The 13,690-nt window shown below is 62.9% G+C and carries 12 protein-coding genes; 7 read left to right on the plus strand and 5 right to left on the minus strand.

Going from position 1 to position 13,690, the window contains the following annotated elements:
* Positions 1-90 precede the first annotated feature (90 nt).
* Both N805_RS06660 and N805_RS06665 read left to right on the plus strand, forming a co-directional pair.
* Complete coding sequence (locus tag N805_RS06660) at positions 91-1,026, plus strand: ABC transporter substrate-binding protein (protein WP_028613004.1); 936 nt, start codon at positions 91-93, stop codon at positions 1,024-1,026.
* Positions 1,027-1,165: 139 nt separating this feature from the next.
* Positions 1,166-2,473: an LLM class flavin-dependent oxidoreductase gene (locus N805_RS06665; RefSeq protein WP_028613003.1), complete on the plus strand. Its 1,308-nt coding sequence runs from the start codon at positions 1,166-1,168 to the stop codon at positions 2,471-2,473.
* On the opposite strand, the gene N805_RS06670 is transcribed toward N805_RS06665, so the two are convergent.
* Positions 2,467-3,657 carry a type II secretion system F family protein gene (locus N805_RS06670; protein WP_028613002.1) on the minus strand — a complete coding sequence of 397 codons (1,191 nt, stop codon included), beginning with the start codon at positions 3,655-3,657 and terminating at the stop codon, positions 2,467-2,469. The genes N805_RS06665 and N805_RS06670 overlap by 7 nt on opposite strands.
* A gap of 11 nt (positions 3,658-3,668) precedes the next feature.
* The gene (gene gspG / locus N805_RS06675; protein ID WP_028613001.1) at positions 3,669-4,094 is read right to left on the minus strand and encodes a type II secretion system major pseudopilin GspG; all 426 of its coding nucleotides are present in this window, start codon (positions 4,092-4,094) and stop codon (positions 3,669-3,671) included.
* 184 nt (positions 4,095-4,278) lie between these two features.
* On the opposite strand from gspG, the gene N805_RS06680 reads away from it, so the two are divergent.
* The 4 genes from N805_RS06680 to N805_RS06695 all read left to right on the plus strand — a co-directional run bounded on the left by N805_RS06680 (position 4,279) and on the right by N805_RS06695 (position 9,782).
* Positions 4,279-4,872, plus strand: a complete 594-nt coding sequence (locus N805_RS06680) for a lytic transglycosylase domain-containing protein (RefSeq protein WP_028613000.1) — start codon at positions 4,279-4,281, stop codon at positions 4,870-4,872.
* A 260-nt stretch (positions 4,873-5,132) separates the two neighbouring features.
* A complete protein-coding gene (locus tag N805_RS06685) occupies positions 5,133-6,590 on the plus strand; it encodes a sensor histidine kinase (protein WP_028612999.1) in 1,458 nt (485 codons plus the stop codon).
* A 302-nt stretch (positions 6,591-6,892) separates the two neighbouring features.
* The gene (locus N805_RS06690) at positions 6,893-8,386 is read left to right on the plus strand and encodes a sensor histidine kinase (RefSeq protein ID WP_028612998.1); all 1,494 of its coding nucleotides are present in this window, start codon (positions 6,893-6,895) and stop codon (positions 8,384-8,386) included.
* Positions 8,355-9,782, plus strand: a complete 1,428-nt coding sequence (locus N805_RS06695) for a sigma-54-dependent transcriptional regulator (RefSeq protein WP_028612997.1) — start codon at positions 8,355-8,357, stop codon at positions 9,780-9,782. Before N805_RS06690 ends, N805_RS06695 begins: the two co-directional genes overlap by 32 nt.
* Before the next feature lie 176 nt (positions 9,783-9,958).
* Here the strand turns inward: N805_RS06695 and N805_RS06700 are convergent, their stop codons facing one another.
* The 3 genes from N805_RS06700 to N805_RS06710 form a co-directional block, all read right to left on the minus strand.
* Positions 9,959-10,261: a hypothetical protein gene (locus tag N805_RS06700; protein WP_028612996.1), complete on the minus strand. Its 303-nt coding sequence runs from the start codon at positions 10,259-10,261 to the stop codon at positions 9,959-9,961.
* Positions 10,262-10,345: 84 nt separating this feature from the next.
* Positions 10,346-11,698 carry a GntP family permease gene (locus tag N805_RS06705; RefSeq protein ID WP_028612995.1) on the minus strand — a complete coding sequence of 451 codons (1,353 nt, stop codon included), beginning with the start codon at positions 11,696-11,698 and terminating at the stop codon, positions 10,346-10,348.
* Between the two features lie 111 nt (positions 11,699-11,809).
* Positions 11,810-12,349, minus strand: a complete 540-nt coding sequence (locus tag N805_RS06710; RefSeq protein ID WP_028612994.1) for a gluconokinase — start codon at positions 12,347-12,349, stop codon at positions 11,810-11,812.
* A gap of 207 nt (positions 12,350-12,556) precedes the next feature.
* Between N805_RS06710 and N805_RS06715 the strand changes: the two genes are divergently transcribed.
* Complete coding sequence (locus tag N805_RS06715; protein ID WP_028612993.1) at positions 12,557-13,576, plus strand: LacI family DNA-binding transcriptional regulator; 1,020 nt, start codon at positions 12,557-12,559, stop codon at positions 13,574-13,576.
* Positions 13,577-13,690: the final 114 nt, after the last annotated feature.

Raw genomic sequence — 13,690 nt, forward strand, 5'->3', positions numbered from 1 at the left:
TTATATTCAAAGTGAATATGCGAGCCCCATGCCTCACGAGACCGCACGCGCGGATCGGCCTGATGTACCTGACGGTACCTGGAGACGAACGTGCGATACCTCAAACAATTGGCCGCTGGTGTGCTGGCCAGCTCCCTCAGCCTGGCCGCTGCCGCGCAAACCCTGGTGGTCGGTGACCAGAGCTTCAATGCTCGAGCGGTGATGGAAGCGGCCGGCGTGCTCGACGACCTGCCGTATACATTGGAGTGGAAGCAGTTCACGGCCGGCTCGCCGGTAGCCGAGGCGTTGAACGTGGGCAGCCTGGACATCGGCCTGCTGGGTGATGCGCCACCGTTGTTCCTTGGCGCCCTGGGCGCGCCGATCAAGGTGATTGCGGTCAGCCGGCAGAACCTGGATGGCGTGGCGATCCTGGCGCGCAAGGACTCGAACATTCACAGCCTCGAAGACCTGCGCGGCAAACGTGCGGCGATCTGGAAGGGCTCCTGGAGCCAGCAGTTGCTGTTCAGCGCGCTGGACAAGGCCGCCGTGCCGCGTGATGCCCTGGAGCTGCGCTACCTCAGCGCCCTGGATGCCTCGCATGCCCTGGATGGCGGTTCGGTGGATGTGATCGCGACCTGGGAGCCTTATGTCACCCAGCAGGAGCGCCAAGGGGCGCGGGTACTGGCCACGGCCGAGGGGTTGATACCGGCGCAGAGTTTCGTGGTGGCCAATGCCAAGGCGGTGGAGGCCAAGCGGGCGCAGATCAGTGATTTTCTGCAGCGCCTGAAAAAGGCCCGTGACTGGACGCTGAGCGATCCGGCCCATACCGAGGCTTATGCCGATGCCTGGGCCAAACGTACCCGTGCCGATCGCGACATTGCTCGCGTCTGGTTTGCCCGCGCCCGTACCGATGTGGCGCCGCTGAGCCCGCAGGTGATCGTGGATGCGCAGAAGACCGTGGACTTCTTTGCCGGGCTGGGGCTGATCAAGCGCTACCCGGCGTCGAGCCTGTTCGATACCTCGTTCGCGGCAGCGTTCGACCACTGAGTTTTCCTGCCGTGGCCCAATCGCCGGCAAGCCAGCTCCCACAGGATCACCACAGCCCTGGGTACAGTGGGAAACCTGTGGGAGCTGGCTTGCCGGCGATTGGGCCGGTACAGGCAACAACTGTTATGAGGAGCTGTACATGACTACCCGCAAAATCAAGCTCGGCGCCCTGACCATGGGTTGTGGCGGCCCTGGCCGGCATAACCTGTGGCTCGACCCGGAACTGCCCGCCGATGCCAGCGTAAACATCGACTGGTACATCGATATCGCCCGCCAGGCCGAGGCGGCGCTGTTCGACCTCATGTTCATCGTCGACAGCCAGTACATCACCCCCGGCTCGCCGTCGCACTATCTCAACCGCCTCGAGCCGCTGACCCTGCTCTCGGCACTGGCCGTGACTACCCGCAACATCGGCCTGGTCGGTACTCTGACCACCTCTTACAACGAACCCTTCAACGTCGCCCGCCGCCTGGCCTCGCTGGACCTGATCAGCAAGGGCCGCGCTGGCTGGAATGTGGTCACCAGTGGTGATGCTGGCACCGCGGGCAACTATGGCCGTGACGAACACTACGATTACGACACCCGTTACGCCCGCGCACAGGAGCACGTGGCGGTGGTGCAGGGCCTCTGGCAGTCCTATGAAGACGGCGCGTTCCCACGCAACCGCGCCACCGGGCAGTTCCTCGATCCGAGCCGGATGCATGCCCTGCACCACAAGGGCGAGCACTTCTCGGTCGTAGGGCCATTGAATATCCAGCGCTCCCCCCAGGGCCAGCCGGTGATTTTCCAGGCCGGAGACTCGCAGCAAGGGCGCGAGCTTGGGGCAGCCACGGCAGATGTCATCTTTACCCATGCCGCCAGCATCGAGCAGGGTCAGGCGTTCTACCGCGATGTGAAAGACCGCGCTGTGCGGCTGGGGCGCGACCCCGAGCAGCTGCTGGTACTGCCTGGTGCCGAGATCTATGTGGGCGACACCGACGAACACGCCCGCGAGATCGAACGCCATTACCACAAGCAGGACCATAGTTTCGAGCTGGCCCTCAAGGAATTCGGGCGCAATTTCGGCTGGCACGACTTCAGCCAGTACGACCTTGATGCGCCGTTCCCGCAGGAAAGCCTGGAGCACGCACGCAGCAGCTTCTTCACCAACGCCAAGCGCATCGCCGACCAGGCACGGGAGCAGGGGTTCAGCTTGCGCCAGGCGGTGGAGTTCGGCCGTAAGCTGCGCCCAGGGGCTTTCGTTGGCTCGGCCGAAACAGTAGCGGCAAAAATGACCGAGTGGTTCGAGGCGCGGGCCCTGGATGGCTACAACATCTACATCGGCCACCCAGGGCAGTTCCGCCGGTTTACCCAGGAGGTGGTGCCGCTGTTGCAGGAGCGCGGGGTGTACCGTACAGCTTACGAGGGCAGCACGCTGCGCGAGAGCCTGGGCCTGACCATTCAGTGAATGCTTGAGGCCAGTTCGAAGATCGGCATGTACATCAGGATCACGATCAGGCCGATCAGCAGGCCGATGAAGGTCATCAGCAGCGGTTCGAACAGTTTCACGAACCATTCCACCCAGCGGCCGATTTCCTGGTCATGGAAGTCGGCGCAGCGTTCCAGCATCTCGCCCAGGTTGCCGGACTGCTCGCCCGCCCGTAGCAGGCGCAGCGACACCGGCGTAACCAGGTGCCCGGCTTCCAGCGCATCGGACAGTGGCAGCCCTTCGCCCACCCGTTGGCTGGCCTGTCCCAGGCCCTGGGCTGCTGCACTACCGAGCAGGCCGCGGGCCATGCCCATGGCGGTAAGGATGGGAATGCCGCCTTGCAGCAGGATGCCCAGCGAGCGATAGAAGCGCGCAAGCTCGTACATCATCAAGCGTTGGTGCAGCGCCGGCAGGCGGCGCAACTGGCAGGATGCCCAGCGCCGCACCCGTGGGTGGCGGCGTAGCAGCCACAGCGCCGTGACCCCACCGACCGTGCCCAGCGCCAGCGGCAGTTGCTGGGCATGCAAGAACAGCCCGATCTGCATCAATACCCGTGACAGCCACGGCAATTCGGTGCCCATGCCCTCGAACACCTGGCTGAAACGCGGCACCACGTAGCCGAGCAGGAACAGCACCACGCCGCCACCCACCAGCAACAGCAGCAACGGGTAGACCGAGGCCCCCACCAGCTTTTGCCGTACCAGGTCCAGGCGCTGGCGGTAGCTGATGTAGCGCGTAAGGGCATCGCCCAGCGCACCGGTGCGTTCGCTGGACTGCACCAGCGCCACATACAGCGGCGGAAATATCCGCGGTTGCTGGCCCAGGGCCTGGGACAGCGAACGGCCTTCGTACAGCTGGCGTACCAGCTCGGCCAGCACCTTGCGTGTGGCAGATGCAGGGGCCTTTTCTGCCAGGCTCTCCAGTGCGTCGATCAGCGGCAGGCCGGCATTGAGCAGGGTCGACAGTTCCTGGCTGAACAGCACCAGGTCGAATGCCGCTTCGCGTCGCCAGGCCATGCCGCGCAAGGCGCCGCCGTTGCTGCGCAGGCTGAGCACGCGCAGGCCTTGGTCCTCGGCCTGGCGGCGGGCCTGGTCGGCGTCCTCGGCGTCGATCTGCAACTGCACCACGCCCTGTCTGCCCAGGGCCTTGAGGCTGTAGCGCATGGCCACTCTCCTTACTGCCAGCTGGTAATTTCGGCGTTTTCCCCGTCACCGCCGGGCTGGCCGTCCTTGCCCATCGACAGCAGGTCGTATTCACCGCCGTTTTCGCCCGGTTGCCGGTAGATGTAAGGGCGGCCCCACGGGTCCTGCGGCACGGCCTTCTGCAGGTACGGGCCGGTCCAGCGGGCTTCGCCACTGGGTGCGATTACCAGGGCCTGCAGGCCTTGCTCACTGTTGGGGTAGTGGCCGACCTCCAGGCGATACAAATCCAGCGCCTTGCTCAGCCCCTCTATCTGCGCCCGCGCCACCTTGGCTTCGGAGCGACCGAGCTGGCTGAAGTACTTGGGGGCGACGATGCCGGCCAACAGGCCGAGCACCACCAGCACCACCAGGAGTTCGAGCAGGGTGAAGCCACGTTGCGGGTTGGTTCTGCGCTGCATGGTGAAGCCCTCCACTGCATGGGGACACAGGTTGACAGGCACCATGCAACAGCCGTGCACGTCTGCCTCGGCGCCTTGCGCCATGCGGTACAGGAAGCGGCACAGTGCTTGCGTCGTGGTCATCGACCTCGGGTTTCCGGGGCATTTCCCCCACTTCGGGGGCCACGACGAAGAGGCGACCGTCATGCGTGGACTCATCCTCGGTTTGATCTGGCTGGCGGCAGGTGCCGCCCAGGCCGATGTGTACATCTCCATCGATGCCAAGGGCGGCTACGTACTGACCAACGTCCATCGACCCGGGCGCCACTATGAAAAGGTGATCAACGAGCCGCTGGCCCAGGCTGGCCCGGCCAATGCGCAGATGATCACTGGCCGCCCTTACGCCGAGGTGGTCGCCACGGCAGCGCGCATCCACAACGTGCCACCGGCGTTGCTGCATGCGCTGATCAAGGCCGAGTCCGGCTACAACCCGAAGGCCCGGTCGTCTGCCGGCGCGGTAGGGCTGATGCAATTGATGCCGGATACCGCACGTGAGATGGGCGTGGAAGATCGCCTGGACCCCGAAGACAACGTGCAGGGCGGGGCACGCTACCTCAAGCAGATGCTCACACTGTTCGACAACGACATCACCCTGGCCGTGGCGGCTTACAACGCCGGCCCGGATGCCGTAATGCGGCGCGGCGCTGTGCCGCCGTTTGCCGAGACCCGGCGCTATGTGCCCACGGTGCTGCGCGAATACCGCAAGCTGCAGGGGTTGGCGAATGATTCGCCACTGTAATAGCTTGTCAGAGGTTACGCGGTCCCTGTAGGAGCGGCCTTGTGCCGCGAAAGGGCCGCAAAGCGGCCTCGGCAATTGTGCATTGTTGCCAAGACACCGGGGGCGCTTCGCACCCCTTTCGCGACACAAGGCCGCTCCTACAGACAGCGTGAACAAAGTGAAAAAAACGTTACCCTTCGGCGGTTGCCATCAATTTAGCACTACGGTTTCCCCAGGTCTGGGCTATAACCTTCTGAAGGTGCCCAGCTGTGGAGCCCGCCATGGACATCGCCCCTCGTTCCGACGCCATCGAAGTGCCTGCCGGTAACGAGCTGGCAGCCGTACGCAAGCCGTTCAACCTGCTGCGTTGGTATGCCTGGGTCAGCCTGGCCATCATTCTTTCGGTGGCTGCCGGACTGGGGCTGATTTCCAGCCGTTTCATCATTGATGAGAGCGTTGAGCGCGATGCCTTGCTCACGGCACAGTTCATCACCTCCATCGCCGACGCCGAAGTACGCCATGTGTCGATCCCCAACGTGCGTACCATGGGCGAGCTGCTTGACCCGCGCACCGACCGCAGCAACCTGCCGGACGTCGACCCGGATGCCCGGCGCAAGGCCCGCGGCGAGTTCCTCGACCATATCGCCCACCTGCCAGACATGCTGCTGGCCAATATCTATGCCCCGGACCGTACGGTGATCTGGTCCACCAACCCGGCGCTGATCGGCAAGCTGATTGACAGCGACGACGACCTGGAGCGGGCTTTCGAGTACAAGATGCGAGTCTCGGCCAGCTATCACAACTTCGAACAGGCCCGTGCCGAGCAAAAGTTTGTCACCCTGCCCAAGCAGCTGTTCATCGAGAACTATATTCCGCTGTTCGATGCCGACGGCGAGCACGTAACGGCGATGGTCGAGATCTATAAAGAGCCCCGTGACCTGATTGTGCGCATCGAGCATGGCCTGATACTGATCTGGCTGGCGATCACCATCGGCGCCGCGCTCGTCTACGTCGGCCTGTACGGCATCATGCACCGCGCTGCACGGTTGCTGGCGGTGCAGCAGAAGCGGCTGATCAACAACGAAACCTATGTGGCACTGGGCGAGGTGTCCTCGGCGGTGGCCCACAGCCTGCGAAACCCGCTGGCCAGTATCCGCTCCAGTGCCGAGCTCGCCCAGGCGTTCGACGAAGGCCCGGCGCAGCGCAATATCAACGACATCATCAGCCAGGTTGATCGGATGTCGCAGTGGATTCGCCAGATGCTGCAGTCACTGCGTCCGCTGAACGATGAGGCGGTTGCGGTGGACTTGGCGCTGGCCTTGCAAGAAAGCCTCCAGGCCTACGCCGTGCCGCTGGCGCGGGGCGGGGTGAGCCTGGACCTGCAACCGTTACCGGCGGTACAGGTATTGGGGCATCCGGCGTTACTGCGGCAGATTTTTAGTAGCGTGATCGCCAATGCCCTGGAATCGATGGAGCAGGGCGGCCGGTTGCGTGTCGAGGTGGTACGCCATGACCGCCGTAGCCTGACCCTGCGCCTGTCTGACAATGGCAGGGGCATGAATGAGATGCAGCAGCGCATGGCTTTCCGGCCGTTTTTTACCACCAAGCAGGGTGGGCTGGGGGTGGGGCTGGTGCTGGTGAAGCGCATCATGGAACGCTTTGGCGGCACAGTGAGGCTTAGCAGCAGTGAGGGCCATGGCACGCGGGTGTCGTTGAATTTCCGCTTGGCAAGAATTTGATGTTTAGCGGTAAGAATAGGATTTAACCCGTTGATATGCTTGTGATTATTTTTTTGGGTAATTAACACCCAAATGTGGGGCCGCTTCTTTGGGTCGGATTTGACAATGTCACTTAAGGTCTTGAAAAGTTTAGCTTTAGGTTTTTCGAGTGGCGGCTGGCCGACTTCTTGCTACGTCATTCACGCAGCGCAATACACAATAAATGGCAGCCATGGCTGCCCAGGCGGGGTGCTATCAACGGGCTGCCGTGATTGTTGGCCTTGATGCATTTCTGAACGGACGCCCTGTGCGGGAACCACGCGATGCAGATGCTGGAAAACGAAGTTCGCGACAAGGCCAGTGCGACTGCCAGCGGTCTGGCCGTGCCATTGCGTGAGTTCAACCTGCTGCGCTGGTTTTCGGTCATCAGCCTGTTGATCATCACTGCGGTGGCGGGCGGGCTGGGTTATGTGTCCACGCGCTTCGTGGTACGCGATAGCGTGCAGCGTGATGCAATGCTGACCGCCCAGTTTATCCAGGCCATGGCCCAGGCCGAGGTGCGCCATTCGCAGTTGCCACCGGGCACCACCATGGGCGAACTGCTTGACCCGCGCCTGGACCAGCAGCACCTTCAGTTCACCCCGGCACTGGCCGAATCGACCCGGGTCGAATTCCTCGACCATGTCGAGCACCTGCCTGATACCTTGCTGGCCAATGTCTACGCTCGCGACCGCACCATCGTCTGGTCCACCAACGTCGAGCTGATCGGCAAGCGGATAGAGGCCGATGGCGATCTGGATCGTGCTTTCCGTTCGCGCAAGGCGGTGTCGGCCAGTTACCACAAGGCTGAGGATGATCGCGAAGAGCAGAAGTTCCTGCGCGAACCGCGCTACCTGTTCATCGAAAACTACATACCCCTGTTCGATAGCCAGGGTGAACAGGTGATGGCCATGGTGGAAATCTACAAGGAGCCGCAGGACCTGATACGGCGCATCCAGCGCGGCTACGTGCTGATCTGGGCGTCGACGCTGGTGGGCGGGGCGCTGATCTACTTCGGGCTGTTCTGGATCGTACGCCGGGCGGCGCAGATGCTGCATCTGCAACAGGACCGGCTGGTGGCCAGTGAAACCTACGTGGCCTTGGGCGAGATGTCGTCTGCAGTGGCGCACAGCCTGCGCAACCCGCTGGCCAATATTCGTTCCAGCGCCGAACTGGCCCAGGAAATCGCCAACCCCGCGGCGCAGAAGAACATTACCGACATCATCAGCCAAGTGGACCGCATGTCGCGCTGGGTGCGCGACCTGCTGGTGTCGTTGCGCCCGCTCAGCGACGAGGCCGAGGCGGTGGACCTGGTGGCGGCCATCGAGGATACCCACCTGGCGTTCGTCCAGCAGATCGAGCGCAACGGGGTGCGCTTTCATTTCGAAGGGCCTGATGAGCAGTGGGTGGCCAGCCAGCCGCTGCAGCTCACGCAGATTCTCAACAGCTTGTTCTCCAATGCCCTGGAGGCCATGCCGGCAGGAGGCATGCTCACCGCCCAGGTCAATGTACAGGAAGGCCAGCGTGCCGAGTTTGTGCTCACCGACACCGGCAAAGGCATGAGCCAACAGCAGGAGCGGATGGTATTCAAGCCGTTCTTCACTACCAAGCAGGGGGGGCTCGGTGTGGGCCTGGCCCTGGTCAAGCGCATCATGGAACGTTTTGGCGGCTCGGTCAGCCTGAGCAGCCGCGAAGAGGAAGGAACCCGCGTCAGCCTTACATTCAATATCGCAGCGGGAGGGGACCATGGAGCACAGCATCCTGGTAGTCGAGGATGATGAAATCCTCGCTGACAACATTCGCACCTACCTCAGCCTCAAGGGCTTTGAGGTCACCGTGTGCCACAGCGCCGAGCTTGCGCTGGAGCAGATCAAGCGGGCCCAGCCCGACGCGGTGCTGACCGACAACTCGTTGCCGGGCATGAGCGGGCACGACCTGCTGCGCAGCCTTGTGGCGCAGGTGCCGGGCCTGAAAGTGATCATGATGACCGGCTACGGCAATGTCGAAGATGCTGTGCAGGCGATGAAGGAGGGTGCCTTCCATTACCTGACCAAGCCGGTAGTACTTGCCGAGCTCAAATTGACCCTGGACAAGGCTCTGGCTGCCGAACGCATGGAGCGCACGCTGTCGTTCTACCAGGAGCGCGAGGCGCAGAAGTCCGGGTTGCAGGCCTTGATCGGCGAGTCGCCAGTAATGCTCACCCTCAAGCACACCCTGCGCCAGGTGCTGGATGCCGAACGGCGCATGACCAGCGACGACTTGCCACCGGTGCTGGTCGAAGGCGAGACCGGGACCGGCAAGGAGCTGGTGGCGCGCGCCCTGCATTTTGACGGCTCCCGCAGCAAAGGGCCGTTCATCGAGTTCAACTGCGCCTCAATCCCGGCCAACCTGCTGGAGGCCGAGCTGTTCGGTCACGAGAAGGGCGCATTCACCGATGCCAAGGAGCGACGGTTGGGCCTGGTGGAGGCGGCCGACGGCGGCACCCTGTTTCTCGACGAGATCGGCGAGATGGACCTGGTGTTGCAGGCCAAGCTGCTCAAGCTGCTGGAAGATCGCAGCATCCGCCGGATTGGCGCGGTGAAGGAGCGCAAGGTCGACCTGCGGGTTATCAGCGCCACCAACTGCAACCTGGAGCAGATGGTGCAGCAGGGCAAGTTCCGCCGCGACCTGTTCTTCCGCCTGCGCATTATCGCCCTGAAGGTGCCGCGCCTGTATGCCCGAGGCCAGGACATTCTGGTACTGGCAAGGCATTTCCTCGCCCATCATGGCAGGCGTTATGGCAAGCCGAACCTGCGATTCTCTGCCGAGGCCGAGAGCCTGATGCTGGGCTACAGCTGGCCAGGCAATGTGCGCGAATTGCGCAACATGCTGGAGCAGACCGTGCTACTGGCACCGAACGAGGTGGTGCAGGCGCATCAGTTGAACCTGTGCATGACCTTGATTGACGAGCCATTGATGCAGCAGCCGGCGCCAGCGATGTTCGAAATGCCGCGGCACGAGCCGGAGCCAGGCACCAGCCTGCCGGACATGGAACGCGACCTGGTGTGCAAGACGCTGGACCGTACGGACTGGAATGTGACCAAGTCGGCGCGGATGCTCGGGTTGTCGCGGGACATGCTGCGTTACCGGATCGAGAAGCTGGGGCTGACCCGCCCCGACAAACGCCAGTGGTAATTCATCAATCTTTACTGCCCATGCCGGCCTTTTTGCGGGCATGCCCGCTCCCACAGGGACCGCACGGCTACCCGGGACGGTGCAGTACCTGTGGGAGCGGGCATGCCCGCGAAGAGGCCAGTACAGGCATACACCAACCCCTGCGATTTTTTAAGGTGGACCACAGTTTAGCGTGCTCAGGGGTTACCTGTACTGGTACCGCTGTTTCCCTGATATCCGCTACCCTCCGAACCACTCCCATCCATCCCCGGCAGGTCGCGGTTGTCATTCTGCTTGGCCGGTGGGCTTTCTGGGTCGTTACCTTGAATGCGCGGGTCAGTGTCCCGCGGCATGGGCTTTTCAATCGGGTTGAGGGTGCTGTCCACGCCCGGCCGTGGTGCCGGGTTGTGCGGGTCGTCAGGGTAGGTGGGCCCGGTACCGGCCGCCAGGGCCAGTGGCGAGGCGAGCAGGGCAATCAGCAGAATGCTTGAGCGGGGCATGGCAGGCTCCTTGGCTTCGGGTAGGTCTGATACTTTCCTTCGGCCCTACCCAAAGCATCAAGGTGCCATTACCCCGATCAACGGTTACACCACCTGCGCCAACAACATGATGAAGATGATGCCAACCACCGAGAGGATGGTCTCCATCATGCTCCAGGTCTTGAAGGTTTCCGCTACGGTCATGTTGAAATACTGCTTCACCAGCCAGAAGCCGGCGTCGTTCACATGCGACAGGATCAACGAGCCAGCACCGGTGGCCAGTACCAGCAACTCACGGTTCACACCCGGTACCAGGTCGATTACCGGTGCGACAATGCCCGCACCGGTAATGGTGGCGACCGTGGCGGAGCCGGTTGCGATGCGGATCACCGCTGCTACCAACCAGGCCAGCATGATCGGCGAAATCTCCGCCTGTACGGCCATCTGCCCGATGACGTTGCCCACGCCGGTGTCCACCAGCATCTGCTTGAAGCCGCCGCCAGCACCCACGATCAGCACGATGGCCGCCGTGGGGGCCAGGCTCTGGTCAAGCATCTTCATGATCTGCTGGCGGTTGAAGCCGCGGGCCGAACCAAAGGTATAGAAGGCCAGCAGCAGTGCCGCGAGCAGGGCGGTAATGGGGTGGCCGATCAGGTCCATCCACTGGCGCACGATGTGCTCGGCCGGCAGTACCACGTCGGCGAAGGTTTTCAGCAGCATCAACGCTACCGGCAGCAGCACCGTGATCAGGGTAATGCTGAAGCTTGGCAGGTTGCCCTGGTCGGACTCCTTGGCGATCTGGTCCATCAGTTCCTGGGACGGGTTGCCCGGGATGTAGCGGGAAATGAAGTTGCCGAACAGCGGGCCGGCGATGATCGCGGTGGGCAGTGCGACGATCAGGCCGTAGAAGATAGTCTTGCCGATATCAGCGTGGAAAATACCGATCGCCAGCAATGGGCCCGGGTGTGGCGGCACCAGGCCGTGCACCACCGACAGGCCGGCCAGCAGCGGAATGCCGATTTTAACCAGCGACACCCCGGAGCGCCGCGCAACGATGAACACCAGCGGAATCAGCAGTACGAAGCCGATTTCGAAGAACAGTGGAATACCCACCAGGAAGGCGGCGAACATCATCGCCCAATGCACGTTCTTCTTGCCGAAGGCGCGGATGAGGGTTTGTGCAATCTGGTCGGCACCCCCAGAGTCGGCCATCAGCTTGCCCAGCATGGTGCCCAGGGCGAGCACGATGCCGACGAAGCCGAGCACACCGCCAAAACCATCCTGGAACGACTTCATTACCTTGGCCACCGGCATGCCGGAGGTAAGGCCAAGGAAGCCGGCCGCGAGGGTGAGGGCGACGAAGGGGTGCACTTTGAAGTGGGTGATCAGCAGGATCAGCCCAATGATGGTAACCAGCGCGTCGAGCAGCAGGAAGGTGTCAGTAGCCAGTCCGAACATGGTTTGAAGGCCTCGATCTTATCGTTGTTTTTGGCGTAGCGTTTTGAAACTTTACCCGCGATCACGGGTCGAGGTAGCGCTGTCTTTGGTGAGCCGGGAAAGCCGCCGGGATCAGGCGGTTTGCGCCAGGCCCTGCTCACCGCAACGCTTTAGCCAGCGGTCCACCGCTTCGGCAAGTGCTTCGATGGGCTGGGTGGCGTCCAGTGCCAGCGTCAGTGGCTCGCCGCGTGGTGATTCCAGGGCAGCAAACTGGCTGTCGATCAGGCTGGCTGGCATGAAGTGCCCAGGGCGGGCCAGCACGCGTTTTTCCGCCTCGGCGGGCGACAGTTCGAGGAACACGAACACCAGCCCGGGCATGGCATCGCGCAAGCTGTCGCGGTAGCGGCGCTTGAGTGCCGAGCAGGTCAGGATCGGGCGCTCCCCAGCTTGGGTAGTGGCCTGCAATTCTTGGCCAAGGCGTACCAGCCAGCCGGCACGGTCGCTGTCGTCCAGCGGGATGCCATCGCTCATCTTGCGGATGTTTTCGGCAGGGTGGAAAGCGTCGCCTTCAATCAGGCGGCCGCCGCTTCTGGCAGCGATGGCGGCGCCGATGCAGCTTTTGCCGCAACCGGCCACGCCCATCACCACGATGGCGGACAGGGGAGAATTCATCAGTACCTCCTGCGGGGTGAGATAGCGCTGTCTCGTCGCCGACGAACAGCCACCTCCCCGGTGTTATTGGTCTTGTCCTTACGCAGTATGGACGCCTGGTAGCGAGCGCGTGCTGGCTGCTGCCAAAGATTACATTGCCTGCGTCCTGAGACAGCGCTACCTTAGTGGCCGTTCCCTATCCTTGCAAGTAGTAAAATTACAACATCCATGTCCCGCATCGGCTCCCGCACTACAGGTCGTCCCACCTTGGCAGAAGTTGCCAGGCTTTCCGGGGTTTCCCCGATTACCGCCTCGCGCGCCTTGCGCGGGGTCAGCACGGTTGCGCCTGAACTGGTCGAAAAGGTCGTCGCTGCAGCGGCGAGCCTGGGCTACGTGGCCAACCCGGCGGCCCGTGCCCTGGCCTCGGCCCGCAGCCAGTCGGTGGTGGTGCTGATTCCGTCGCTGTCCAACCAATTGTTCATCGACACCCTGGAAGCCATTCACGAGGTCATGCGCCCGCGTGGGCTCGAGGTACTGATCGGCAACTATCACTACGACCTTGCCGAAGAAGAAAACCTGATCCGCAATTACCTGGCCTACCAGCCCTGCGGCATGCTGTTGACCGGTTTCGAGCGCAGCGATGCGGCGCGGCAGATGTTGGCCGCCAGCGGTGTGCCGTGTGTGCACATGATGGAACTCAATGGCGAGCCAGGGGCATTGTCGGTCGGTTTTTCGCAGCAGCAGGCCGGGCGCGCCGCGGCCCGGCACTTGATCGAGCGCGGGTGCAAACGCCTGGCGTTCATTGCCGCGCAGCTCGACCCTCGGGTGATGCAGCGGGCCGAGGGTTTCCGCCAGGCGTTGGCCGAGGCTGGTTTGCAGGCGGCGGAGCTGGAGGTACTGGCACCGGAACCTTCGTCGATTGCCTTGGGCAGCGTGTTGTTCAGCCAGTTGCTGCAGCAGGCGCCGGACGTCGACGGTATCTTCTTCTGCAACGACGACCTGGCCCAAGGGGCGGTGCTGCAGGCATTGCGCCAAGGGGTGGAAGTGCCACGTCAGGTGGCCATGGTGGGGTTCAACGACTTGCCGGCTTCGGCACACATGGTGCCGCGCCTGACCTCGATTCGCACGCCCCGGGCCGCCGTTGGGCGCGGCGCGGCGCAGGCGCTGCTGGCGTTGCTCGATGGCAAGCGGGTGGCGGATACGCAGCAGGATCTGGGCTTTGAGCTGATGGTGCGCGAGAGTTCCTGAGTACGCCTTGAGTAGAGTGTTGGGTTTGACATCGAGCGCCGCGCGGGCGGCGATCGATCTATCAGGCGACACATTAACCACGACTTGCCAACGGCGATCTATGCTCAGGACACC

The organism is Pseudomonas putida S13.1.2, from assembly GCF_000498395.2.
Lineage (GTDB): Bacteria > Pseudomonadota > Gammaproteobacteria > Pseudomonadales > Pseudomonadaceae > Aquipseudomonas > Aquipseudomonas putida_Q.